The sequence below is a fragment of the Rhodovulum viride genome (assembly GCF_003265965.1).
Taxonomy (GTDB): Bacteria; Pseudomonadota; Alphaproteobacteria; order Rhodobacterales; family Rhodobacteraceae; genus Rhodovulum; species Rhodovulum kholense.
Genome location: NZ_MUAV01000002.1, coordinates 24,228 through 48,782 on the forward strand (window position 1 = coordinate 24,228; position 24,555 = coordinate 48,782).

The following is a 24,555-nucleotide window of genomic DNA, read 5'->3' on the forward strand; positions in this document are numbered from 1 at the left end:
GGACGGAGCGGCCGCGCACGCAAGTGTCTTAGGGCAGGATCACTTCCGCTTCGGTAACGATCAGATCGAGCGGCAGGTCGGTCGGCTCGGCCGGAATGTCCGGCAGTTCCTGGCCCGCATAGGCCAGCCCGACCGCCAGAACGGGGCCGCGCGCGCGCAAAAGCGCCAGTGTCCGGTCGTAGAATCCGCCGCCATAGCCCAGCCGGATACCCCGCCGGTCGAAGGCCAGAAGCGGCACGATCAGCACCTCCGGGACCATCGGCCGCGGCTCGGACGGGATCGAGACGCCGAACGACCCCCGCTCCATCGCGCAATCCGGCGTCCAGAGCCGGAAGGACAGCGGCAGCGCCGCCCCCTCGATCACCGGCACCCCGACCGGCCCGTGCGCGCCCAACGCCGCCATCGCCGGACGCGGGTCAAGCTCGGACCGGATCGGCAGATAGCCCGCGGCGGGGCGGCCCAGATGAGGCGCCAGCACCGCGTCGAGTCGGGCCAGAGCTTCGGCGGCGCGGGCTGGGTCATGGACGGCGGCGCGCCGTGCCTGCGCCTCGGCCCGAAGCGCGGCCTTCGCCGCGACGATCACAACAGCACCACCGAGGCGAGCCCGAGAAACGCGAAGAAGCCGACGACATCGGTCACGGTCGTCACGAAGGTCCCCGAGGCCAGCGCCGGGTCGACCCCGAACCGGTCCAGCATGACCGGCACCAGGATACCGGCCAGCGCCGCGACCCCGAGATTGATGATCATCGCCGCCGCGATCACCATCGCCAGCGTGCCCGAGCCGAACCACAGGACCCCAACCGCGCCCATCACCAGTGCGAACAGCACGCCGTTGATGACGCCGACGGCCAGTTCGCGCCGCACGACGCGCCAGACGTTCGAGCCAGTCAGGTCCTTCGTGGCCAGCGCGCGGACCGCGACGGTCAGCGACTGGGTCCCGGCATTGCCGCCCATCGAGGCGACGATGGGCATCAACACGGCCAGCGCCACCACCTGGGCGATCGCGGTTTCGAACTGGGCGATCACCAGCGAGGCGACGATAGCGGTGCCGAGGTTCACCAAGAGCCAGGGCACGCGCTGGCGGCAGGTCTCGACCACCCGGTCGCTGAGACTGCTGTCGCCGACCCCGGCCAGACGCAGGATGTCTTCCTCGTGTTCCTCGTCGAGGACGGCCATGGCATCGTCGATGGTGATGATCCCGACCAGCCGCCCGGCATCGTCGACGACGGGCGCCGAGATCAGGTGATACTGGTTGAAGGCATAGGCGACCTCGCCTTCCTCCTGGGTCGCGGGAATGGTGCGGAAGCTTTCCTCGAACAGTTCGGTCAGCTTCACCGACCGGCGCGAGGACAGAAGCTTGCCAAGCGTCACATAGCCCACCGGCCGGATGCCGGGATCGACCACGATGACATGGTAGAACTGGTCGGGCAGCGCCTCCTTGTGGGCGCGCAAATGGTCGATTGTCTCGCCCACGGTCCAGTGTTCGGGCGCGCGCACCACCTCGCGCTGCATCAGGCGGCCGGCGGAATATTCCGGATAGGTCAGCGCCTGCTCGACGGCCAGCCGGTCGGCATCTTCCAGCGCGTCCAGAATCACCGCCTGCTGGGGTTCGTCGAGATCTTCCAGAAGGTCGACGACGTCGTCGGATTCAAGCTCGCGGACGGCCTCGGACAGGACATCGCGCGGCAGGAAGGCGATCACCTCCTCGCGCAGGCTTTCGTCTAGCTCGGACAGCACCTCGCCGTCGAAGAAGCTCGATCCCAGCAGCAGGATCTCGCGCCGGTGGCCGCTGTCGACCTGTTCCAGAAGGTCGGCGATGTCGGCCGGGTGCAGCGGTTCCAGCAGTTCGCCAAGGCGCACCCGGTCGCCCGCAGCCACGGCCAGACGGATCGCGGCAACCGTCCGGTTGTCGAGACCGTAGCCCTCTTCGTCGGGCTCAACCTGGTCGATGACCTCGTCTTCCATGCCTGCCTTTCCGCTGCCTTGTCCGCACCATAACCATTGCCCGTTGCAGGCAACAAGGTCGGATGCAGGCCGCGCGCGGCCTCAGGCCCGAGCATCGGCCAAAAACCTTTCCGGAGGCTTCAGAAAGCCGAGGCGCGCGGCCGTCGCGCGGGTTAAAGCCCCGCCAGACGCCGCGCGATCCGGGTCTGGGCCGCCACGGCCCTGCCAAGATCGTGGGTGACGATGCGGCCGTCGCGCACCACCTGCCGCCCCTCGACGAACAGATCGCGCACCCGGTTCGGCCCGGCCAGCAAGATAGCGGCCCGGTCCCAGAGCCCGGCCGCCTCGATCCCCGACATGTCCCAGATCGCCAGATCCGCACGCATGCCCGGGGCCAGCCGCCCGCAATCGGGCCGCCCCAGCACATCGGCGCCGCCCCGGGTCGCGATTTCAAGCGCCTCGCGCGCGCTCATCGCATCAGCGCCGAGCGCGACCCGCTGCAACAGCATTGCCTGCCGCGCCTCGCCGATCAGGTTGCCGCCGTCATTGCTGGCCGACCCGTCGACGCCAAGACCCACCCGCACCCCGGCATCGCGCATCGCCCGCACCGGCGCGATCCCGGACCCGAGCCGGCAGTTCGAACAGGGGCAATGCGCGACCCCGGTGCGGGATTGTGCGAAAAGTGAAATCTCGCGGCCATCCAACTTGACGCAATGCGCGTGCCAGACATCGTCGCCGGTCCAGCCCAGATCCTCGGCATATTGCCCGGGGCGGCAGCCGAACCGGTCCAGGGAATAGGCGATATCCTCATCGTTTTCGGCCAGATGCGTGTGCAGCCGAACGCCCTTGTCGCGCGCCAGCAACGCCGCGTCGCGCATCAGCTCGGGGCTGACGGTGAACGGTGAGCAGGGCGCGACGCCGACCCGGATCATGGCCCCGGGATCGGGATCGTGAAAGGCGTCGATCACCCGGATGCAGTCTTCCAAAATCGCGGGCTCAGCCTCGACCAGCCCGTCGGGGGGAAGACCGCCCTTCGACTCGCCGATGCTCATCGCCCCGCGGGTCGCATGGAACCGGATTCCGACCTCGCGCGCCGCAGCGATGGTGTCGTCAAGCCGCGCGCCGTTCGGGTAGAGGTACTGATGGTCCGAACTCATGGTGCAGCCCGAAAGCGCCAGTTCGGACAGGCCGACCAGGGCCGAGACGCGGAATTCCTCGGGGCCAAAGCGCGACCAGATCGGATAGAGCGTCTTCAACCAGCCGAAAAGAAGCGCATCCTGGGCGCCCGGCACCGCGCGGGTCAGGCATTGCGACAGGTGATGGTGGGTGTTCACAAGCCCCGGCGTCACCAGACACCCGTCGGCCCGGACGATCTCGGCCCCCTCGGGCGCAAGGCCCGTGCCAATCTCGGCCACGCAGCCGTCGCGCAGCCGCAGATCGGCCCCGGCCAACTCGCGCCGCTCGTCATCCATGGTGACGATCAGCTCGGCGCCCTGGATCAGCACATGGCCCATGGGTCACTCCGCCGCCGAAAGGATCGCCAGCGCCTCGGCATGGATGCTGGCATTGGCAGCCGCGACCACCCGCCCGCCGTCATGGGCGGGCCCGCCCTTCCAGTCGCTGACGATGCCGCCCGCCGCCTCGATCACCGCGATCGGGGCCTGAATGTCATAGGCATGCAGCCCCGCCTCGACCACCAGATCGACATGGCCCATGGCCACCAGCGCATAGGCGTAGCAATCCATGCCATAGCGCACCATCTGCGCCTGACCGGCCAGCGCGGCAAAGGCGCGCCCCTCTTCCGGGGTGCCGACCTCGGGGAAGGTCGAAAAGACCGAGGCCTGGGACAGAGGGCGCGGCGCGCGGGTCGCAAGCCTGCGCTGACCATGGGGCCCGGAAAACTCGGCCCGCCCAAACCCGCCCAGAAGGCGTTCGCCAATATAGGGTTGGTCGATGATCCCGAGGATCGGGCCGCCCGCATCGGCAAGCGCGATCAGAACGCCCCAGGTGGGCGTGCCGCAGACGAACCCGCGGGTCCCGTCGATCGGGTCCAGCACCCAGGTCAGCCCGCTGCGGGACGAGGTGCCATCAAGCTCTTCGCCCAGAACGCCGTCCTCGGGGCGGCGGTCCGCGAGAATGGCGCGCATCGCCGCCTCGGACGCGCGATCGGCGCGCGTGACCGGGTCGAAGCCCGTCCCGGCCTTGTTCTCGACTCCGAGGGCCCCGCTGCGAAAATGCGACAGGGTGGCCGCGCGCGCGGCGTCCGCCAGCGCATGCGCGGTCTCGATCAGAGAGTCGGCTTCCGTATCTTTCATCCGGCCTCCGGCAGACTTGCGGACGGGGCGCTGATGCGCCTGCCACTTGGGCGCTAGCCTTGCTACGCTCGTCCGTCAAGCACCGGTTTCAGGCCACGTCGCTCAGTACGCGCGCCAGTTCGAAGAGCCGCCGCCGCTGGTTCTCGGGGATGGCATAGTAGGAGCGCACCAGTTCCAGCGCCTCCTTGTCCGACAAAAGATCGTCGGGCATGCCGGAGGTCGCCTGCTCTGCGGTGCGGCCGTCGAGGCCCTCGAAGAAGAAGCTGACCGCGACGTCGAGCGCATCGGCGATGTCCCACAGACGGGAGGCGCTGACGCGGTTCATGCCGGTCTCATACTTCTGAATTTGCTGGAACTTGATCCCGACCCGTTCGGCCAGTTGCTGTTGGGTCATGCCCACCATCCAGCGGCGGTGTCGGATACGTTTGCCCACATGGACATCTACAGGGTGTTTCATTGGTGAACTCCTCTACCGACGAACATATAGCAACACCTGTGCCAAGCGAACGGGGAAACGCTCTCGCCCCATGACTTTGCTAATAAACCCGTAACAAAAAAGGCAATTTAAATTTGTACGATCCCGGGGGCAGTGCACGAAATTGGTTAAGTACAGCGACTCAAGCTCGCGTAATGGTTGCATGTCGCGAATCTGAAAGAGCGCCTTCGCATTTCGCAAACAACCTTTAGACAGGTGTCCTTTGCATTCTGCGAAAGAGGGGGTCGCTGGTCACACCACCCCGGCCCCACTAAGGTTACCGCCGTGTCAGTCTACACCATTATACGGAGTTTCGATGCGCCTTTTCCAGCTTGACCGGATCGGAGACCGGCCCCGCCTGACCGAGGCAGACTGCCCCGCACCAGCCGTGGGCGAGGTCAGGGTGCGGATCGCGGCCTGCGGGCTCAATTTCGCCGACCTCCTGACCATCGAGGGCCGCTATCAAGAGCACCCTCCCCTGCCCGCAACCCTGGGCATGGAACTGGCCGGAACCGTCGACGCCCTGGGCGAGGGTGTCGATCCGGGCCTGCTGGGCACGCGCGTCGCGGTCTTTGCCGGATCGGGCGGGCTGGCCGAGGCCGGCTGTTTTCCTGCGGCGCGCTGCCTGCCCCTGCCCGAGACCATGAGCTTCATCGAGGCTGCGGGGTTTCAGATCGCCTATGGGACCTCGCATGTGGCCCTGTCGCACAAGGCGCGGCTGGCCCCGGGCGAGACGCTGCTGGTCACCGGCGCGGCCGGCGGGGTCGGGCTGACCGCAGTCGAGATCGGCAAGGCGATGGGCGCCACCGTGATCGCCTGTGCGCGCGGCGCCGACCGGCTGGAGGTCGCGCGGGAAGCGGGCGCCGACCACCTGATCGACAGCGACGCGGGCGATCTGCGCGCGGCGGTGCTGGCGCTTGGCGGGGCGGACGTGGTTTACGATCCGGTCGGCGGGACGCTCTTCGCCGAAGCGATGCGGGCCTGCCGTCCCGACGGGCGGCTGCTGGCCATAGGCTTTGCCTCGGGCGAGGTGCCGCAGATCAAGGCCAACCACCTGCTGGTCAAGAACCTCTCGGTGATCGGGCTTTACTGGGGCGGCTATCTGGCCTTCCGCCCCGAGGTGCTGACCGACAGTCTGGCGACACTGTTCCGCTGGCATGCCGAAGGCCGGCTGCATCCGCATGTCAGCCATGTGCTGCCGCTCGAGCGCGCGGCCGAGGGGCTGGAGTTGCTGCGCCAGCGCAAGGCGACCGGCAAGGTCGTGATCGCGATGCACTGACCGGCGCCTCACGGCGCCCGATAGGCCTGCCGGATCAGCTCGGCCAGGGCGCCGATCACCGGCCCGTCGGCAAGGTCCGAGGCATAGAGGTTGATCTGGGTCGTCTTCAGATCCGGCAGCGCGCCGCCGTGCTGGATACGCTCGACATAGGGCGGCAAGGCCCCATCCACCGAGGTATGGACTGCGAGATCGGCGCTGACGCTGGCCTCGACGGTCCGGCTTGAATCGCTTTCGACCGTCATCACCCAGGGAATGCCCGCACGGTCGAGCGCGGCCTGCACGCCCTGGCGGAAGATACAGGTATGTTCGTAGGCCAGCCGCAGCGGGCGCTGGCGCCAGGCGGTCCCGCCGATGGCGCCCACCCAGACCAGAGGCAGTTCGGTCAGCGTCTCGCCGGTCGGGCCGCAGCGATCCTCGGTGGTCAGGATAATGTCGACATCGCCGCGCCGGAACATCTCGCGCAGACGCATCGTGTAGGACGAGATCAGCTGCACCTTGACCCGGGGAAAATCGCGGGCGAACCGGTTCAACACGAACGGGATCGCCGGATAGACAATGTCGTGGGGCACGCCCACCACCACCTCGCCCTCGTATTCCTGCGCGGTCATGCGCGCATAGACCTCGTCGTTGAGGCTGAGGATGCGCCGGGCATAACCCAGAAGCTGTTCGCCCGAGGCGGTCAGCTTGACCTTGCGTTCGGTCCGGTCGAGCAGTTGCAGGTCAAGCGCCTCTTCCAGCCGCTTGATCTGCATCGACACCGCCGATTGCGTGAGGTTCAGAAAACCCGCCGCCCGCGTCACCCCGCCTGCATCCGACACGGCCACGAAAGAGCGCAGGGCGGTCATGTCCAGATTGCGCGCCACATCAAGATTCCTGATTCAAACCATAACCATCATTCGTTTGAAGAATGGACCACAATCCGGCATACATATCAAGGATGATGATGGGACGGCGTCGTTCCATCAAGATTAACGTAGGTGAACCACCATGGCGCAAGTCAGCACGAACATCCGCGCGGCCCGCGACCTCGGCAATGCCGGCGTCGTGAAACGGATTCTTCTGGGGCTGAGCGCCGCACGCCAGCGCCGTCAACTGATCGAGCTGGATGACCGGCAACTGCGCGATATCGGCCTGACCGCCGAAGAGGCGCGCGCCGAGGCGCGCCGCCCGGTCTGGGACGTCCCGCAAAACTGGCTGCGCTGAACCGCCGCTGCGTCCTGCCGCGAAACCTTCGGTGAATGCCGCGCGTTTGACCCCCGCAAGGCTTGAAATGGGCCCCGCCCCTGCCGATATACCCCGGCAATGGCGGGGCTTTTGCGCTTGACCGCCGGTAATGGACCAATGAGGAGGCTGTCAATGGCTGACTACAACACGATCCGCGCCGGGGCGACGGGCGTTCGCACCGCGCAGATCGACGAGGGCCTTCGCGCCCATATGAACAAGGTCTACGGCACCATGTCCGTGGGCATGCTGATCACCGCGCTGGCGGCCTGGTCGATTTCCGGGCTGGCCGTCACCGACATGCCGACCGCCGTGCAGATCGGGGCCGACAAATACCTGACAGGCCTTGGCCAGGCGCTTTACACCTCGCCGCTGAAATGGCTGATCATGTTCGCGCCGCTGCTGTTCGTCTTCGGCTTCTCGGCGGGCATCAACCGGATGTCGGCGGCCACGGCGCAGGTCGTCTTCTACGCCTTCGCCGCGGTCATGGGCCTGTCGATCAGCTCGATCTTCCTGGTCTTCACCGGCATCTCGATCGTGCAGACTTTCCTCGTGACCGCGATCGCCTTTGCGGGCCTGTCGCTCTGGGGCTACACCACCAAGAAAGACATCTCGGGCTGGGGATCGTTCCTGATCATGGGCGTGATCGGCCTCGTGGTGGCCTCGATCGTCAACATCTTCCTGGCCTCCCCCGCGATCATGTTCGCGATTTCTGCTCTGGGCATCCTGATCTTCGCCGGGCTGACCGCCTACGACACCCAGAAGATCAAGACCGACTATCTGCAGCATGCTCATGCGATGGACAGCGAGTGGCTGGGCAAGTCGGCGATCATGGGGGCGCTGAACCTCTATCTCGACTTCATCAACCTGTTCATGTTCCTGCTGCAGTTCCTCGGCAACCGCGAGTGACCTGACGCATCAGGACCTGACGTTTCCAGACCCGCCGGACCTTGCGTCCGGCGGGTTTCTTCTTGCGCCCGGGCTGCCCGGCCAAAGGGGATTGCGCGGTCGCGGATATTAGTTGATAAAAACACTAAGGATTGAGTCTCGGAGGGAGAATTGTCGATGCGACCCCATTTTGACCGCGGCGCCGGGCGCGCGGGCACGACCCTTGCCGCCAGGACCGGCGCCTGTCTCGCAACGCTTCGGATCTTTGCCAGGGACTGGGACACGGCCTTCGCCGAGACTGCCGAAGGGGTGGTCTTCGACCTGTACCGAGGCGGACGGCACACCGCCCTGATCGGCCGAAACGCGGCCCGCGCCCGGTCCTCGAACCTGTTCTGAAGGGTGAGATGCCGGGCGCGACGGCCGCAGTCAGCAGATCCGCGGCAGCTGCTCGCCCACCAGCATGTCGACGATGCGCGCCCCGCCGAAGGCGGTTCGCATCCGGACCTGACCGGGATGCTCTGCGGTGGCGCGCCCGATGATTACCGCGCCGCGGCCTTCGGGACGGGCGCGCATCGCGGCCAGCGCGGCCTCGGCCTCGGCCTCGGGGACGAAGAGAACCAGCGTTCCCTCATTGGCCAGATAAAGCGGGTCGAGCCCCAGGATCTCGCACAGGCCCTTGACCTCGTCGCGCAGCGGCAGTGCCGCCTCCTCGATCTCGACGCCAACGCCCGCCGCCTCGGCCATCTCGTTCAGCGCGGACGCCAGCCCGCCCCGCGTCGCATCGCGCGCGGCCCGGGTGCCGGGGGCGGCCGCGATCACCGCCTCCATCAGATGGCCCAGCGCCTGACAGTCGGACCGGATGTCGGTCGACAAGGCCAGATCGCCCCGGGCAGCCAAAATCGTCGCGCCGTGATCGCCAAGCACACCATTCACCAGCGCCACGTCGCCGGGGCGGATGCGGCTGGCGGCCAGATCGCGCCCGGGCGGGATCGCGCCCACACCGGTCGTGGTCACGAAGACCCCGTCGGCGGCACCGCGCCCCACGACCTTGGTATCGCCGGTCACGATCCGCACGCCTGCGGCCTCGGCCTCGGCCGCCATCGTCGCCACGATCCGGCGCAGAAGGGCGATCTCGGTCCCCTCCTCGATGATGAAGGCCGCCGACAGCCACAGGGGCCGCGCGCCCCCCACCGCCAGATCGTTGACGGTACCGCAGACCGCGAGCTTGCCGATATCGCCGCCGGGAAATTCCAGTGGCGTGACGACGAAACTGTCGGTGGTCATCGCGAGCCGCGCGCCCGGCTCGGTCAACGCCGCATCCGACAGCCGCGCCTGATCCTCCATCGCGTCGGGGCGGAAGGCCGCGGCGAAGACCTCCTCGATCAGATCGCGCATCGCCCGCCCGCCTCCGCCATGGGAGAGTGTGACATGGGTATCGCGCAGCCGCGCCCGGGTCGGCACATTCATTCCACAATCTCCGGGCATTCCACAGCCTCCGGAGCGCGGGCGCCGCCATATTGCCAATAGGCCGCGCAGGCCCCTTCGGAACTGACCATCAGCGCGCCCAGCGGCATCTCGGGCGTGCAGCCACGGCCGAATTGCGGGCAGGCCGTCGGCTTGATCCGGCCGGTCATCACCTGGCCGCAGGCACAGCCCTCGGGCTCGGCTACCACACGCGGTCCGGCGGCATAGCCGACACCGAATTTCTCTTCGGCGTCAAAGGCGCGATATTTCGCCCGGATCCGAAGCCCCGACTGGTCGATCTCACCCAGGCCCCGCCATTCGAAGGAGGGACGTTTCTCATAGACGTCGGTCATGGCCGCAAGGCTGACCGGATTGCCATGCTCGGGCACCACGCGGGCATACTGGTTTTCCACCTCGGCGCGGCCATCCCGGATCTGGGTCAGCACCATCAGCACCGATTGCAGCAGATCCAGCGGCTCGAACCCCGCCACGACGATGGGCTTGCCGTAATCCCGCGCGATGAAATCGTAGGGATGGGTCCCGATCACCATCGACACATGGCCCGGCCCCACGAAACCGTCGAGCACCATATGCGGATCGTCAAGCAGCGCCCTGATCGGTTCGGGCACGGTGATGTGGTTGCAGAAGACGCTGAAATTGCCCAACCCCTCGCGCGCGGCCTGCTGGATCGACAGCGCGGTCGACGGCGTCGTCGTCTCGAAGCCGAGGCCGAAGAAGACGACCTCGCGCCCCGGATTGCGGCGCGCCAGTTCCAGCGCGTCGAGCGGCGAATAGACCATACGGATATCGGCGCCCGCGGCCTTGGCCTGCATCAGCGACATCTTCGTGCCCGGCACACGCATCGCATCGCCGAAGGTGGTGAAGATGACGCCGGGGCGGTTCGCAATCTCGACGCATTCGTCGACCCGCGCCATCGGCAGCACGCAGACCGGGCAGCCGGGGCCGTGGATGAACTCGACCCCCTCATGTACCAGCTTGTCGAGCCCGTAGCGGAAGATCGCATGGGTGTGCCCGCCGCAGATCTCCATGATGTGGACCGGGGCCGCGCGCGTCGCGCCGATCTGATCGGCCAGCGCGGCGATGCGAGCCAGAACGGCCTTCGCGGCCTTTGGGTCGCGGAATTCGGTCGCGTATTTCATCCCTGCCCCTCCAACGCCTTCGCGCCCTCAGCCATGGCCTCGGCCGCCTCCTGCGCCTCGCCCAGATCCTGCAGCGCCTGCAACGTCTTCGCGGCCTCGTCCGCATCGATCCGGGCCATGGCAAAGCCCACATGAATGAGCGCCCATTCGCCCAGCAGATCCTCGGCCGGGCCGTCGAGGATGCAGGCCACGTTCACCTCGCGCCGCACCCCCGAAACCTCGGCCAGCGCCATCATCCGTGCGGCATCGGTCACCGCCACGATACGGCCGGGAATTCCCAGACACATGTCAGCCCTCCTCGTTCTGGGCGACCCGGCCCGCGGGACCCGCGATCCCGTAGCGGTCGAGCTTCGCCCTCAACCCCACCCGCGACAGGCCCAGTTCGGCGGCGGCGCGGCTCTTGTTCCAGCGATGCCGGGCCAGGGTCTCGCGCAGGATCCGCATCTCCATCAGCTCGACCCGGTCCTTCAGCGACCCGGTCCGCGCCAGCACCGCATCGGCCGAGCGGTCGGCGCCCTCGTCGCCGGGCGGTGCCTGCAGGATGTGGCGCGAGATCAGATCGGCGCCCAGCACCTTGTCCTGGGCCAGCACCAGCATTCGCGCGATCTCGTTGCGCAACTCGCGCAGGTTGCCCGGCCAGTCGTAGTTTTCCAGAAATTCCAGCGCCGCCTCGTCGAGGCCGTGGACCGGTTTGCCGTGACTCGCGGACAGCTCGGCCAGCTTGGCCTGGGCCAGCAGCGCGATGTCGCCGCGCCTGGCGCGAAGCGGCGGCACCGCGATCTCGCCCGCCGCCAGCGCATAGTACAGATCGGCGCGGAACCGGCCCCCGGCGACCAGCGCCTTCAGATCGGCGCCCGCGCCGCAGATGAGCCTGAGATTGGTGCCAATCGTTTCCTGACCGCCGACCGGCGTGAAGGCGCCTTCGGTCAGCACCCGCAACAGGGTCAGCTGCAGCCCCGGCGGCGCGGTCTCGATCCCGCCGAGGTAAAGCGTGCCGCGATCGGCCTTCTGCATCAGCCCGATCCGCGCGACGCCCCCCGCCAGCACGCCGCGTTTCGCGCCCATCAGCTCGATCGCCGCCAGATCCTCGGGCAAACCGGCAAGGTTGAGGTCATAAAACGGCTTGTCCGCGCGCAGCGAGGCATAATGCATCGCCCGCGCCAGCTGCGCCTTGCCGGTACCGGGTTCGCCCGTCAACACCACCGGCAAGTCGAAGCCGGCAAAGCGGCGCGCCATCTGCACCACGTCGGCCATGGGCGAGTTGGGCGCGCGCAGCACGGTTTCGAACCCCATGCCCTCACGCAGCGCCTTGCGGCGCTTCTCGACCCGCGACTCGGCGGTCGAGGCCAGAAGCCGCATTTCCAGCGCCATCCGCTCGTTCTCGCGCGACAGCTGAAAAAGCTGCGCCGCGTTGCGGGCCGCCACCAGAAGCTGGTCGGGATGCCAGGGCTTGGTCAGGATCTGGTGAATGCCGGCCTCGTTGATCGCCGCCACCATGGCCGAGCTGTCGGTATAGCCGGTCACGATCAGGCGCACCGTCTCGGGCCAGCCTTCGCGGACCTCGGACAGGAACTCGACCCCAGAGCGCCCGGGCATGCGCTGGTCGCAGAGGATCACCTGCACCCATTCGTCCCGCAGCACCGCCATCGCCGCCTCGGCATCGGCGGCGGTCAGCACCTCGAACTCGTCCTCCAGCGCCATCCGCATCGCGGCCAGCGAATGCGGCTCGTCATCGACAAGCAGGACCGCAGGGCGGGCGCTGGCCGGGGCCATCAGGCGGCGGCCCCGGCGGACTTCTCGGCCAGCCGCGCGGTCAGCCAGTCGATCCAGGCCTGCATCCCCTCGCCGGTGCGGGCCGACACGCGCAGGATCTCGATGCCGGGATTGACCCGCCGGAGATTGGCCTCGTAGAGGTCCAGATCGACATCGCAATGCGGTGCCAGATCGGTCTTGTTCAGGATCGCAAGTCGGGCGACGGTGAACATGTCGGGGTATTTCAGCGGCTTGTCCTCGCCCTCGGTGACCGAGAGGATCGCGACCTTGGCATCCTCCCCCAGATCGAAGCCCGCCGGACAGATCAGATTGCCGACATTCTCGATGAACAGCATCGCCCCTCTCGGCAGCGCCAGATGGTCCATCGCATGGCCCACCATATGGGCGTCGAGATGGCAGCCCTTGCCGGTATTGACCTGAATGGCCGGGGCGCCGGTCGCGCGGATGCGGTCGGCATCGTTCGAGGTCTGCTGGTCGCCCTCGATCACCGCCAGCGGCTGCGCGCCCAGATTCTCGATGGTGCGGCACAGCAGCGTCGTCTTGCCCGAACCGGGCGACGAGACGAGGTTGACGGCAAAGGCGCCCAGCGCCCGCAGGACCCGGCGATTGCCATCGGCAAAGGCATCGTTCTTCGACAGGATGTCGGTCTCGATCTCGATCAGCCGCGCCTGCGACATGCCCGGCACCGACACCCCGGCCGCACCCGCGCCATAGTGCAGGTCGCCATCGTCGCCATGGTGGTGGTGCCCGTGAGCGTGCCCGTGGTCATGGACGTGGTCATGCGTGTGATCATGGTCATGGCCATGCTTGTGGCCATGATGGTGATGATGATGAGAGGCATCCTGCCCGTGATCCTGGGCCTGCCCCCTTGCCTGCCCTTCCAGCGTCGCGCCGCCGCACCCGCATACCGTGCACATCACACCACCTCCATGTCCTTGATCCGCATTTCGTCGCCCCCCACGGGCATCAGCCGACCGCCGCCGCAGCGCGGACAGGGGTCGAGCCGGTTCTCGATCTCGACCTCGACGCCGCAATCGTAGCACAGGGCGCGTCCGGGCAGGTCGATCATTTCAAGCCGGGCGCCCTCGGCCGGGCTGCCCCGCATCACCACCTCGAAGGCGAATTCCAGCGCCGGTTTCTCGACCCCGGCAAAGCGCCCGATTTCAAGCCGCAGAAGCCGCACCGCCGCGAACCCGTGCGCGCGCGCCTGATCCTCGACGATCCCGCGAATGCCTTCGCAGAGCGACATCTCATGCATGGGCGGCCTCGTCGAAGACAACCGGCACGCACGGGTCGAGGATACCGACCACCAGCGGGGCCAGATCGGCCTTGCCGGACCGCAGGCTTTCCAGAGAAAGCTGCAGCGCCCCGCCCCGCGCGCAAAGGTGATCGGTCGGCGTCAGGCGGCGAAAGGCCGCGACGCACCCGTCCTCGACCCGCGCCGACAGGGAATAGGTCCCCCGTGCCGCGGGCACGCGAACGATCCCGCCTCGGGTGTCGGGGGTAGTGGGAAACTGGCCGGTCAGGCAGGCCTCGAGATCGACCAGCCGCGCCGCCGCGCGCCAGAGCGGGCCGCGCCCGTAGCGCGCTTCGATCTCGGCCAGCAGCGGCGATGTGCGGTGCCGCAGCCAGGGCGAGTTCTCCTCCGCAGCCGCGTCAAGCGCAGGTCCGGGGTCAGCCGGGGGCAGATCGGCCACCGCCTCGCCCGGCGCGAACCGTCCGGCGAGTGCCGCCAGAACCGGCGCCACGCCCGCCCCCGCCGCCAGCCAGCGGTCAAGCGCGTCGGGCGCGGGGCAGCGGCCCGGGGGGCCGAAGACCGCGCGAGCGACATCGCCGCCCGGCAGCGGCGCGGGCGGCAGGCCCAGCGCGCGCGGCCAGAGCACGAAAAACCGCATCAGATGGTCGCGCAGGATCTCGTCGGCCAAGGCCGCGCGGTCCTCGGGCCGTGCGGGCAGCCCCAGCGCGACCCGCGCGCCCAGCGACTGCGCGGCCCGGCAGAGGTTGAAGATCCGCGGCACCAGCAGGGCGGCTTCCTCGACCCGGCGATGCAGCAGCAGGGCCTCGAGCGCGGGCGGGGCCGGCGGCTCGATCCGCGGCCCCGCGCCGGTCAGGACGATATGAAGGGCCGCGCTCACGCGCCCGGCGCCTCCGCCGGACGGTCCTCGGCCCCGGCAGCCAGACCGCCCGAGATCACCGCGCGCCGGGTCGGGGCGCCCGAGACTTCGCCTTCGGCGGCCTCGGCTTCCGCCGCCTGGGCTTGGGCCAGATCCGTCTCGCGCGCGGTGCGGATGTCGGCGGCGCGGTCGGTCTCGGCCCGGTTCTCGGCCTTGAACAGCTCGACCATGACCGCCCGGGCGACCTCGACCGCCTGCAACTGACTGGCGAAATCGTTCATCGGCGAGAACAGCGAACAGGCCTTGTAGCCGCCCACCATCGGCCGGACATTGTGGATGAATTCGTACGCGCCCGACGGAAAGCAAAGGTCTTCCTTGGCGCCCGCGGTCAGGCCGGACCAGTCCTCGCCCTCGGCGGGCAGCAGGATCAGGTTCATGAACCAGGGCGCCACCAGCACGCCCAGCGGGCGGCCCTCATAAAGCGCGAAGCCCACCGCCTCGACATGCAGCGAGGCGTTGACCAGGGGCACGTCGCGCATCTTCGAATGCCAGATCTCGCGGAACTCGGCCTCGAGCGCGGCGGTGCGGTCGGCAATCCAGGCCGCCGTCGCGGCCTCGGCGCCCCCGGGATCGTCCTTGACCATGAACTGGGCCTTCGGCGCGTCGCAGGTCGGGCAGGTCCAGTCCTCGGGCAGCGCGGCGAAGGGGGTGCCGGGCAGCACCTGGCGGAAGTCGTCGCCTTCGGCCGGGTCGTAGACCGTCCAGCAGATCTTGCATTCCATCACCGCCGCCGCGCTGATCCGGTCGTCGCGACCGCCATAGCTGCCTTCGAAGCGGGCGGTCATCGGATCGCCTCCAGCACTTCGCGGATGCGCCCGGCGCTGTCGGCCAGATCCTCGGGCGCGGCCAGCACCACCTCGGGCATGTCGGTGACCTCGAAGGTGTCGAGGATCAGCGTGTCCATCGAGTTGAAATATTGCACCCGCCAGACATTCGACGTGGCGGTGGCGGTGATCCGGCAATTGCCATAGCCGCGCGACAGGACCGTCACCGCCCCCTCTCCAAGCGCCGCGTCAAGCCAGGCCAGATCGCCCTCGGTATGGGGCAGCAGGGTCAGGTTGACCACATGCGGGTCCTTGCCCTTGCGCCAGGCGGCCGACCGGTCGAGCAGCTCGACCAGCAGCGCCGGGGCGTTGAAGACATCGAGCCCCTTCGGCGCGTCGAGCCCCAGCGCCGCGCGCTGCGGCGCGAAGGCGATCTTGGCGCGCGCAGGCACCGCGCCGACCTCGACCCGGTCGACACCTGCGCCCATCACCCGCCAGACCCCGGCAAAGACGCTTTCCTGAACCGCGACCGCGGGCACGCCCTGGATACGCACCGACACCTCGCCCTGCCCCAGCGTCTCGGTCAGCAGATCGCGTGCCTCGGGCGGCAGGTCGCCCAGCTGAAAGCTCTCGCCCTCGCCGGTCGCGGCGGCACGCTCGCAGGCGGCGGCGACGCGCTCCAGCAGGGCAAGCGCCGGTGCGGCGGCATCGGTATCGCCGATCTCGGGCAGATGCGCCGCATAGGTCCGCATGTCCGAGGGCATCTGCATGTAGCCAAGCTCGTCATCGGCGGGTTGCGATCCGGGGCCGAAGCCGGTGGGGGGCAGGTGAAAGCCGGAAACCATGATGTCCTCCTCAGGCGTCGGTCAGCGACAGGATATGCGCGGTGCGGGCCAGGTAGTCGTCCCAGTCGCGGATCTTCTGGATATCGCCCAGAAGCTGCCCCTCGCGGTAGAAGATGAAGCCCGGGGTCTTCAGCGCCCGGGTCGTCTCGCGAAGTTCGGCCTCGATCGCGTCGTCGACCAGCGCGCAGTCGAAGGCGCCCTGAAAGGCCTGCCGCAGCTCGGGCAGGATCACCGCCGCATCGGCGGTCTCGAGGTTGCGCATCGGGTCGCCGGGCACGAAGAGGCAATGCTCCCCCGGCCGCGCGGTGAAGGCCGCGACCCCGGCCATGTCGGTCAGCCTCGGCCAGCCGAGATCGGTTTCGAGACGGGCAATCAGCGGGTGGGTCATGGCAGTCATCCCTGAGCATCGCCAGCCGCCAGCGCGGCCTGCAGGTGGGGGGGAAGGGTCGGTTCGCGGGCCTCGAGATCGGCGAAGGCATCGCCCGCCGAGCCGCCCGCCATCACCGCGCGCAGCCCGTCGAGCGCGGCGCGGATCTTCTGCGCCTCGTCGGGGTCAAGCAGGTCTCGCGCGGCGCCCAGAAAGGTCAGCACCCAGTCGCCCACCCGCGCCTCGGGGGTCAGCGACAGGTCGATCAGCGCGCCCTCTTCGGTGCGTCCGGCAATGCCGTCGATCGCGATCAGCCGCATCGGCTCGCCCACGCACATCAGCGCACCGGCCCGGCAAGATCGCCCTGCCCGGGGAAGAACCGGTCGTCGCCCGACCGGCAGGCGGCCTCGGCCGAGGGCCGGCCGGATTCGTAGGCCTCGCGGCGGATCGAGGGATCGGCCAGATCGGGCGCGGCGGTGCGGCCCGGCCGCGCGGCGACGCCCCAGCGGGCCAGCTCGGCCAGCCCCTCGGCCAGCGCATCGGGCAGGCGCGCCGCCACGGTGGGGGTCAGCCCGCCGCCGTAATCCTCGATCTCGGCGGGCTGGCAGCCGATCAGGGTCATCCGCGCCGGGCTGCAGCCCTTGAAGGCGGCCGTGGCCAGAACGTCCTGAAACCCGGTCTGATGCAGGCTCATCTTCTTCGCGCCCATGAAGGCGGGCACGTCATCGTCGCGCACGATCTTCAGCGTGCCGGGTGCCAGCCCGTAATCGACCGCATCGAAGATCAGAAGATCGTCGGCCTCTTCGAGAAAGGGCAGCAGATAAAGCCCCTGGGTCCCGCCATCCAGAAGCCGCACACAGCCGTCGAAGGCATGGGTTTCGGCCAGCGTCTCAAGGCAGCGGGGCCCAAAGCCCTCATCCGCCCAGAGGACGTTTCCGATACCGAGGATCAGGGTCAGGCGGTCAGTCGCGGCGGGCATGGGGTCCTCCCTCGGCCGGTGCCGGCAGCGGGGCCATCCTGCCTCGCCTCCGGCGGAAATAGGGTCTTTCGATGCGGCGGAAAGGCCCTGTGGCTGGCACAGATCGCCAACGCATCGGGCGCCCCGCCGCGCCGCGGGCAAAGGGGCGCCCGCGGCATCGGGGTCTTCGGGTCGTCTTATTCCACCCGGTTGTCCTTGAAGGTCCGCCAGCCGGAAATCATGGTGGTGATCATCGACTGACGCGACATGATGTCTTCGCGGATCGCGGCGTAGATGTGGAAGATTGCAAACAGCGTGATCGCCCACATCCCCAGATGGTGCAGCGTATGCAGCCGCTGGGAATTGCCGACCAGCCCCAGCACCCAGCCGAACCAGCTGTCGTAGAAGGACCCCTGCCCCGCCCCTTCGGCGTAAAGCGCAAAGCCGGTGACGATCATGAAGGTCATGCCCAGCGTGATGAAGGTGAACATCGCGAAATGGGCCAGCGGGTTATGGCCGATATACTTCTTCGGCTCCTTCTCGAGAAAGGCATACCAGCGCGCCTCGAAGATCATCTCTTTCCACCAGCGCTTGCGCCAGACCGGGATGTAGAACAGCTGCCGCGCATGGCGGTTGCCGACGAAGGCAAAGTAGATCCGGCCCAGGAAGGCGACCGTCAGCACCATGCCCGAGGCGAAATGGGCAAAGCGGATATAGCCGAACACGAACTGGTCGGTGGCCTCGGCGATTTCCATGGTGGGGGGCGGCGAGGCGATCAGGTAGCCCGTCACGATCAGGATCGTGATCGCCAGCGCGTTGACCCAGTGCCAGATCCGGACCGGCATCTCGTAGACATAGACGGCGGCGCGCAGCTGCAGGCTTTCGATATCCTCGGCCCGGGCGCCCCCCGTCAGCCGCGCGGCCTCCAGCGGGGTCGGCGCCTCGGGGTTCGGGATATGGATCGGGATGGAGGTTCTGTCCTCGACATTCATGGCGCGATCCTCATCCGGCAATGAGCCAGGCGCCCGAGGCGGCCAGCGCGCCTCCGGCAACCCGGTGGAGGGTGCGGGCATCCGCGACCGCACGGGCCAGAACGAGGCCGGTCAGGTGCAGAGCCGCGGTCGAGACCAGGAAGCCGCCCAGATAGGCCAGCGCCGACCCGGTCGCCTCGGAGGCATGGGCGTGGCCGTGGCAGATGCCGAAAAGCGCGATCGCTCCCAGCGAGGCGCCGGTGACCCAGCGCGCCTGTCCGCGATGGGCAAAGGCCGCGAGGGCCCCGAAGGCCAAGACCGAGACCGCGATCAGCCCCTCGACCCCCGGCAGCGCGACGCCCGACCAGGACAGCGCGGCGCCTGCAACCATCGCCCCCATGAAGGCGGCGGCCCCCGCCCAGAGGCGGGAGGTCAGCGCGAAGCCCGACCAGAGCCCCACCGCCAGCATCGCCAGCAGGTGATCGGCCCCGGTCAGCGGGTGCAGCACCCCATGAACGAACCCGGTAGACGCCCCATGGCCGGTATGGGCCAGGGCCGGGCCCGCCACTGCGGCCAGGGCCGCGGCAAGCAGATATTTCCTCATCGTCGTCTCCTCCCTCAGCGCACCTTGACCCGGGTCAGTTCCTGTCCCTCCGGCGACATCACATGGGTCGAGCAGGCCAGGCACGGATCGAAGCTGTGCAGCGTCCTGAGGATCTCGACCGGCTCGTCGGGGCGTTCCATCTTGGTGTCCATCAGAGCCGCCTCGAAAGCGCCGATATTTCCGGCGGTGTCGCGCGGGCTGCCGTTCCAGGTGGTGGGCACAACGCATTGATAGTTCTCGATCCGCCCCCCCTTGATCTTGATCCAGTGGCCCAGCGCACCGCGCGGCGCCTCGGTCATGCCGACGCCCTTGGCCGCTTTCGGCCAGGTCTTCGGCTCCCATTTCTCGACATTGGCAGTGGCGGTGTCGCCGTTCCGGCAGGTGTTGATCAGCTTGTCGAAGAAATGCTTCTGCAGCCGGGTGCAGTATTCGGCCTCGAGCGCGCGGGCCGCGGTGCGCCCCAGCGTCGAGAACAGCGCCTCGACCGGCAGGTCCATGGTGCGCAGAAGCCCCTCGACCTGACCCTTGATGTCCTCGTGGCCCTTGGCATAGCCGATGACATAGCGGGCAAGCGGACCCACCTCCATCGCATGGCCCTTCCAGCGGGGCGCCTTGATCCAGGAATACTTGGCCGCCTCGTCCAGTTCCTCGATATTGGTCTTGGTGCCCTTGGCATTGGGCCCCAGCTCGAATTTCGGCTCGGTCACGCCGTCCCAGGGATGCAGGCCCTTGCCGGGCTCGCCATAGCTGTACCAGGAGTGATCGACGAATTCCTGCACCTGTTCGGGATCGCGCGGATCGACATCGAGGACCTCGTTGAGGTTGCCGTTGATGATGGCGCCGCGCGGCAGGTGCAGCTGGTCCGCCGAGAAGTCGTTGGGGTTCTCGGGGATGTCGCCATAGGCCATGACCGACTGGCCCGACAACCCGCCGCCGTAAAGCCAGCTCTTGTAGAAGCCGCCGATGGCCACGACGTCCGGGATATAGACGTTCTTCACGAAGGTCGTGCACTGGTCGATGATGGAGCTGACCATGTTCAGCCGCTCCATGTTGATCGCGCCGACCGCACCGGTGCCGTCGAGATTGATCGGACAGGGCACGCCGCCCACCAGCCAGTTCGGGTGCGGGTTCTTGCCGCCGAAGATGGTGTGGATCTTCACCACTTCCTTCTGCAGGTCCAGCGCCTCGAGGTAATGGGTCGTGGCCATCAGATCGGCCTCGGGCGGCAGCAGATAGGCCGGATTGTCCCAATAGCCGTTCTTGAAAAGTCCGAGCTGCCCGCTTTCGACGAACTTCTTCAGCCGGTTCTGCACGTCGCGGAAATAGCCGGGCGAGGACAGCGGATGGCTGGGCGAAACCGCCTGTTGCAGTTCCGACGTGGCCTTCGGATCGGCCTTCAGCGCGTTCACGGGGTTCACCCAGTCCAGCGCATGCAGGTGGTAGAAATGGACGATATGGTCGTGGATCTGCAGGTTCAGCTGCATGATGTTGCGGATCGAGTTGGCATTCTGCGGGATGGTGATCCCCAGCGCATCCTCGACCGCGCGCACCGAGGTCAGCGCATGCGTCCCGGTGCAGACGCCGCAAATCCGTTCGGTGAAGGCCCAGGCGTCGCGCGGATCGCGGCCCTTGAGGATCACCTCGAGCCCCCGCCACATGGTCCCGGTCGAGACTGCGTTGCGGATGATGCCCTGGTCGTCCACGTTCACCTCGCAGCGCATGTGGCCCTCGATCCGGGTCACGGGATCGACGACGATGCGGCGGCCGGTGTTGTCGAGGTCAAAGCCGTTCGGGGTAGCGACCATGGCTTACACCTCCTCTTTCTTCGCGGCGTCCTGGGACTTCTTCTGGGCCCGTTTCAGGGCTGAGGCGGCGACATGGGCGACGATGCCCGCGCCCACTGCCCCGGCGGCGGTAAAGCCGATCTGATCGGCCGTGGCCTCGATCCCGAACTGCTTGATCGTGGTCAGCCGGTCATAGAACGACCCTTGGTCCCAGAACCCGTCCTCGGAACAGCCGATGCAGCCATGGCCCGACTGGATCGGGAAGCTGACGCCCTCGTTCCAGCGCACGGTGGAACAGGCGTTGTAGGTGGTCGGGCCCTTGCAGCCCATCTTGTAGAGGCAATAGCCCTTGCGCGCGTATTCGTCGTCCCAGTTCTCGACGAACTGGCCCGCGTCGAAATGCGGGCGGCGGTAGCACTTGTCGTGGATGCGCTGGGAATAGAACATCTTCGGCCGCCCCTGGCGGTCGAGATCGGGCATGCGGTCGAAGGTCAGCATGTAGGTGATGACGCCGGTCATGACCTCGGCGATGGGCGGGCAGCCCGGTACCTTGATGATCGGCTTGTCGGTGATGACCTTGTGCACCGGCGTCGCGCGGGTCGGGTTCGGGGCCGCCGCCTGCACGCAACCATAGGACGCGCAGGCCCCCCAGGAGATGATCGCCTTGGCATGCCGGGCCGCATGGCGCAGCTGCTCGACGAAGGGCTTGCCGCCGATGATGCAGAACATCCCGTCCTCGTTCAGCGGCGGGTTCCCTTCCACGGCGAGGATGTAGTTGCCCTTGTATTTCTCGATCGTGTCTTCCAGCGCCGCCTCGGCCGCATGGCCCGCCGCCGCCATCAGCGTGTCGTCGTAATCGAGCGAGATCATCGACAGCACCACATCCTTGGCCAGCGGATGGGCCGAGCGGATGAAGCTTTCAGAACAGCAGGTGCATTCGAGCCCATGCACCCAGATCACGGGGGTCCGCGGCTTGGTTTCCATCGCATGGGCGATCTTCGGCACGAAGGCGGGTCCCAGCCCCAGCGCCGCCGCCGTGAGCGAACAATACTTCATGAAGCTGCGCCGGGTGATCCCCTGGCGGCGCATCACCTCATAGAATGTCTCGATTTCGGCCAAGTCGGTCCTCCCGTCCAATGACCCGGCGCCGCGGCGGCGCGCGGAAGGTTCAGTATGCCAGTGCATGCAAACAGAGCGCGCCCGGCACCAGCAAGGGTTTCCTCAGGATCTTTAAGATCGCGTTAATTGCGTTCTATTTCAGATATTTACATGTCTTAATCCGGAACAGCGCGCCAGATTGACCGGAAATTCCCTTACCGACAAAAACACTTTCAGGATCGGCTTCTTTCCATCTGCGGCAATTCGCCGGATGCGGCAACAAGCGCCTGACCCAGCGCCAACCCGCCGTCGTTCGCCGGAGTATCCCTATGGATCAAGACCTTGACGCTGCGTAAGAAAGACAGCATCTCGGACAGCAGCCGCGCGTTCTGAAAACAGCCGCCCGACAACGCGACGGCGCGGGCCTGGCCGGACTCGACAAGAGCTTTTGCCGGTTCGGCAAAGGCCCGCGCCAGACCGGCATGGACTCGGGCCGCGATCAGCGGCTTCGGGCAACCCGCGTCGAGGTCCGCAACCATAGCGCGAATCAGTGGCACCGGATCGAGCCCCTCGAAGGCATAGGGCCAGTCGGCCAGAACATCGCCCGCCAGCGCCTCGAGCCGCATCGCCGCCTCGCCCTCATAGCTCTGCCGTCCGGGGCACAGCCCAAGCGCCGCTGCGACCGCATCGAAAAGCCGCCCGGCCGAGGAGGACAAGGGCGCGTTCAACCCGGCCCGGACCGCCGCCCGCACCGTGTCGCGCGGGGCGTCGGGCAACATCCGGTCCGCGACGCCGGCCAGCCCCGCCGCATCGAGCCGCACCAGCAGGTTCCGCCAGGGCTCGTGCGCCGCGGCATCGCCGCCGGGCAAAGGCGCCGGAGCCAGATGCCCCACCCTTTCGACCGCGCGATAGTCGCCCAGCAACAGCTCGCCGCCCCAGACCGTGCCGTCGGGGCCATAGCCGGTGCCGTCCAGCACGATGCCCGCCACCGGCCCGCCATCGCGCGGCCAGCCATTCTCGGCCAGACAGGCGGCCAGATGGGCGTGGTGGTGCTGAACCTCAATCACGGGCAGCCCCAGCGTCCGGGCATGCTGCGTCGCGCGATAGCCGGGATGGGCATCGCAGGCGACCCGGGCCGGGCGGTGATCGAACAGCCTGCCGTAATCGGCGATGGCGGTCAGGAACTCCTCCCAGGTCAGCGCCTCGTCCAGCTCGCCCAGGTGATGCGACAGCAATGCCTGTCCGCCCTTCAAAAGACAGATCGCCGATTTCATCTGCCCGCCCAGGGCCAGCACCTGCGGTGCCTCCTCGAACCCCGCAGGCAGGGACAGCGTGCCCGGCCCCCGCCCCCGCGCCCGGCGCAGCACCATCGGCGGATCGGCCCGCTCGACGCTGTCGTCAAGCCGCCGGGCAATGTCGCGGTCATGCATCAGGAAGGCATCGGCAAAAGCCGCGAGCTTGGCCCGTGCCTCGTCATTGCCGATCGCCTGCGGCTCGCCCGACAGATTGCCCGAGGTCATCACCAACGGCCGCCCCACCGCATCGAGCAACAGGTGATGGAGCGGCGTATAGGGCAGCATGACCCCCAGATGGCGCATGCCGGGCGCGACGGTTTCAGGCAAGGCGCCGGTGCCGGGTACCAGCACGATGGGCGCGGCCGGGTCCCGCATCAACGCCAGATCGGCCGACGTCGGCGCGCAAAACCCCGCCAGATCGGCCGTGCGCGCCATCAGCGCGAAGGGTTTCGCAGGCCGGCGCTTGCGGGCGCGCAGCCGGTCCACCGCCTCCGCATTGCCCGCGTCGCAGGCCAGATGGAACCCGCCCAGCCCCTTGACCGCCAGGATCGCGCCCCGGGCCAGCAGATCGGCCGCGCCCGCGACGGGATCGCCGGGCAGCTCGGCGCCGTCCCGCTCCAGCCAGAGCCGGGGCCCGCAGTCGGGGCAGGCGATGGGCTGGGCATGAAACCGGCGGTCGGCGGGATTTTGGTACTCGGCACGACAGGCGGGACACATCGGAAATTCCGCCATGGTGGTCCGGGCCCGGTCATAGGGCAACTGGCGCAGGATCGTGAAGCGCGGCCCGCATTGGGTGCAGTTGGTGAAGGCATAACCCCGCCTGCGGCCCGCGCCACGGATCTCGGCCAGACAGTCCGGGCAGGTCGCGGCGTCGGGCGCGACGCGGGTCTCGGCGCCCTGCCCGCGGCTGGGCACGATGGCGAAGGTTTCGGGCACGACGGCAACGGCCCAGTCCCGCGCCTCGACCGCGTCGATGCGGGACAGCGCGGGCGCCCGCGCGGTCAGCGCCGCCTGAAACGCCACGAGATCGCCGCCCGCAACGCGGATCAGCACCCCTTCGGCATCGTTGAAGACCTCGCCGCACAGGCCGAATTCCTGCGCGAGCTGCCAGACGAAGGGGCGAAAGCCCACGCCCTGCACCTGGCCCCGGACCCTGATCTCGAGGCCAGTTTCCAC

27 protein-coding genes are annotated in these 24,555 nt (G+C 68.0%); 4 read left to right on the forward strand and 23 right to left on the reverse strand.

Features of this window, described 5'->3' with window-relative positions:
* Positions 1-28: 28 nt before the first annotated feature.
* The 5 genes from BYZ73_RS01505 to BYZ73_RS01525 all read right to left on the reverse strand — a co-directional run bounded on the left by BYZ73_RS01505 (position 29) and on the right by BYZ73_RS01525 (position 4,716).
* Positions 29-580: a 5-formyltetrahydrofolate cyclo-ligase gene (locus tag BYZ73_RS01505; RefSeq protein ID WP_112314813.1), complete on the reverse strand. Its 552-nt coding sequence runs from the start codon at positions 578-580 to the stop codon at positions 29-31.
* Positions 580-1,965, reverse strand: coding sequence for a magnesium transporter (gene mgtE, locus BYZ73_RS01510; RefSeq protein WP_112314632.1), 1,386 nt, complete (start codon positions 1,963-1,965; stop codon positions 580-582). Before mgtE ends, BYZ73_RS01505 begins: the two co-directional genes overlap by 1 nt.
* 152 nt (positions 1,966-2,117) lie before the next feature.
* Positions 2,118-3,458: an 8-oxoguanine deaminase gene (locus tag BYZ73_RS01515; protein ID WP_112314633.1), complete on the reverse strand. Its 1,341-nt coding sequence runs from the start codon at positions 3,456-3,458 to the stop codon at positions 2,118-2,120.
* Positions 3,459-3,461: 3 nt separating this feature from the next.
* Entirely contained in the window at positions 3,462-4,259 is a 798-nt protein-coding gene (gene hisN / locus BYZ73_RS01520) for a histidinol-phosphatase (RefSeq protein ID WP_112314634.1), read from the reverse strand.
* Between the two features lie 88 nt (positions 4,260-4,347).
* Entirely contained in the window at positions 4,348-4,716 is a 369-nt protein-coding gene (locus BYZ73_RS01525; RefSeq protein ID WP_108023984.1) for a helix-turn-helix domain-containing protein, read from the reverse strand.
* A gap of 334 nt (positions 4,717-5,050) precedes the next feature.
* On the opposite strand from BYZ73_RS01525, the gene BYZ73_RS01530 reads away from it, so the two are divergent.
* Complete coding sequence (locus BYZ73_RS01530) at positions 5,051-6,013, forward strand: NADPH:quinone oxidoreductase family protein (RefSeq protein WP_112314635.1); 963 nt, start codon at positions 5,051-5,053, stop codon at positions 6,011-6,013.
* A gap of 8 nt (positions 6,014-6,021) precedes the next feature.
* Here BYZ73_RS01530 and BYZ73_RS01535 read toward each other — a convergent pair whose 3' ends face one another.
* Entirely contained in the window at positions 6,022-6,876 is an 855-nt protein-coding gene (locus BYZ73_RS01535; protein ID WP_108023988.1) for a LysR family transcriptional regulator, read from the reverse strand.
* Positions 6,877-7,000: 124 nt separating this feature from the next.
* Between BYZ73_RS01535 and BYZ73_RS01540 the strand changes: the two genes are divergently transcribed.
* The 3 genes from BYZ73_RS01540 to BYZ73_RS01550 all read left to right on the forward strand — a co-directional run bounded on the left by BYZ73_RS01540 (position 7,001) and on the right by BYZ73_RS01550 (position 8,518).
* A complete protein-coding gene (locus BYZ73_RS01540) occupies positions 7,001-7,216 on the forward strand; it encodes a YjiS-like domain-containing protein (protein ID WP_108023989.1) in 216 nt (71 codons plus the stop codon).
* A gap of 153 nt (positions 7,217-7,369) precedes the next feature.
* Complete coding sequence (locus BYZ73_RS01545) at positions 7,370-8,143, forward strand: Bax inhibitor-1/YccA family protein (RefSeq protein WP_108023991.1); 774 nt, start codon at positions 7,370-7,372, stop codon at positions 8,141-8,143.
* Between the two features lie 156 nt (positions 8,144-8,299).
* Positions 8,300-8,518, forward strand: a complete 219-nt coding sequence (locus BYZ73_RS01550) for a hypothetical protein (RefSeq protein WP_112314636.1) — start codon at positions 8,300-8,302, stop codon at positions 8,516-8,518.
* Between the two features lie 30 nt (positions 8,519-8,548).
* Here the strand turns inward: BYZ73_RS01550 and hypE are convergent, their stop codons facing one another.
* From hypE to hypF, 17 genes are all read right to left on the reverse strand, one after another.
* Positions 8,549-9,589: a hydrogenase expression/formation protein HypE gene (gene hypE / locus BYZ73_RS01555; protein WP_112314637.1), complete on the reverse strand. Its 1,041-nt coding sequence runs from the start codon at positions 9,587-9,589 to the stop codon at positions 8,549-8,551.
* Entirely contained in the window at positions 9,586-10,746 is a 1,161-nt protein-coding gene (hypD, locus tag BYZ73_RS01560) for a hydrogenase formation protein HypD (RefSeq protein WP_112314638.1), read from the reverse strand. The genes hypE and hypD overlap by 4 nt, the downstream gene beginning before the upstream one ends.
* Entirely contained in the window at positions 10,743-11,033 is a 291-nt protein-coding gene (hypC, locus tag BYZ73_RS01565) for a HypC/HybG/HupF family hydrogenase formation chaperone (RefSeq protein ID WP_112314639.1), read from the reverse strand. Before hypC ends, hypD begins: the two co-directional genes overlap by 4 nt.
* Position 11,034: 1 nt before the next feature.
* Positions 11,035-12,519 (reverse strand): sigma-54-dependent transcriptional regulator, encoded by a 1,485-nt coding sequence (locus BYZ73_RS01570; RefSeq protein WP_112314640.1) that lies wholly within the window; start codon positions 12,517-12,519, stop codon positions 11,035-11,037.
* Positions 12,519-13,436, reverse strand: coding sequence for a hydrogenase nickel incorporation protein HypB (hypB, locus tag BYZ73_RS01575; RefSeq protein ID WP_112314641.1), 918 nt, complete (start codon positions 13,434-13,436; stop codon positions 12,519-12,521). The genes BYZ73_RS01570 and hypB overlap by 1 nt, the downstream gene beginning before the upstream one ends.
* Positions 13,436-13,777 (reverse strand): hydrogenase maturation nickel metallochaperone HypA, encoded by a 342-nt coding sequence (hypA, locus tag BYZ73_RS01580; protein WP_108024005.1) that lies wholly within the window; start codon positions 13,775-13,777, stop codon positions 13,436-13,438. The genes hypB and hypA overlap by 1 nt, the downstream gene beginning before the upstream one ends.
* Positions 13,770-14,654, reverse strand: coding sequence for a hypothetical protein (locus BYZ73_RS01585; protein ID WP_112314642.1), 885 nt, complete (start codon positions 14,652-14,654; stop codon positions 13,770-13,772). The genes hypA and BYZ73_RS01585 overlap by 8 nt, the downstream gene beginning before the upstream one ends.
* Complete coding sequence (gene hybE / locus BYZ73_RS01590; RefSeq protein ID WP_112314643.1) at positions 14,651-15,478, reverse strand: [NiFe]-hydrogenase assembly chaperone HybE; 828 nt, start codon at positions 15,476-15,478, stop codon at positions 14,651-14,653. The genes BYZ73_RS01585 and hybE overlap by 4 nt, the downstream gene beginning before the upstream one ends.
* Positions 15,475-16,302: a hydrogenase expression/formation protein gene (locus BYZ73_RS01595; RefSeq protein ID WP_112314644.1), complete on the reverse strand. Its 828-nt coding sequence runs from the start codon at positions 16,300-16,302 to the stop codon at positions 15,475-15,477. Before BYZ73_RS01595 ends, hybE begins: the two co-directional genes overlap by 4 nt.
* A 10-nt stretch (positions 16,303-16,312) precedes the next feature.
* Positions 16,313-16,690, reverse strand: a complete 378-nt coding sequence (locus BYZ73_RS01600) for a thioredoxin domain-containing protein (RefSeq protein WP_112314645.1) — start codon at positions 16,688-16,690, stop codon at positions 16,313-16,315.
* A gap of 5 nt (positions 16,691-16,695) precedes the next feature.
* Positions 16,696-17,007 (reverse strand): HypC/HybG/HupF family hydrogenase formation chaperone, encoded by a 312-nt coding sequence (locus tag BYZ73_RS01605; RefSeq protein WP_108024016.1) that lies wholly within the window; start codon positions 17,005-17,007, stop codon positions 16,696-16,698.
* The gene (locus tag BYZ73_RS01610; protein ID WP_112314646.1) at positions 17,007-17,648 is read right to left on the reverse strand and encodes a HyaD/HybD family hydrogenase maturation endopeptidase; all 642 of its coding nucleotides are present in this window, start codon (positions 17,646-17,648) and stop codon (positions 17,007-17,009) included. Before BYZ73_RS01610 ends, BYZ73_RS01605 begins: the two co-directional genes overlap by 1 nt.
* A 176-nt stretch (positions 17,649-17,824) precedes the next feature.
* The gene (cybH, locus tag BYZ73_RS01615; protein WP_108024020.1) at positions 17,825-18,619 is read right to left on the reverse strand and encodes a Ni/Fe-hydrogenase, b-type cytochrome subunit; all 795 of its coding nucleotides are present in this window, start codon (positions 18,617-18,619) and stop codon (positions 17,825-17,827) included.
* A 10-nt stretch (positions 18,620-18,629) separates the two neighbouring features.
* The gene (locus BYZ73_RS01620; protein WP_112314647.1) at positions 18,630-19,202 is read right to left on the reverse strand and encodes a HupE/UreJ family protein; all 573 of its coding nucleotides are present in this window, start codon (positions 19,200-19,202) and stop codon (positions 18,630-18,632) included.
* Between the two features lie 14 nt (positions 19,203-19,216).
* Positions 19,217-21,007, reverse strand: coding sequence for a nickel-dependent hydrogenase large subunit (locus tag BYZ73_RS01625; protein WP_112314648.1), 1,791 nt, complete (start codon positions 21,005-21,007; stop codon positions 19,217-19,219).
* Positions 21,008-21,010: 3 nt separating this feature from the next.
* On the reverse strand, positions 21,011-22,105 hold the full coding sequence (locus BYZ73_RS01630; protein WP_112314649.1) for a hydrogenase small subunit: 1,095 nt from the start codon (positions 22,103-22,105) through the stop codon (positions 21,011-21,013).
* A gap of 212 nt (positions 22,106-22,317) precedes the next feature.
* Positions 22,318-24,555: a carbamoyltransferase HypF gene (gene hypF, locus BYZ73_RS01635; protein ID WP_112314650.1), complete on the reverse strand. Its 2,238-nt coding sequence runs from the start codon at positions 24,553-24,555 to the stop codon at positions 22,318-22,320.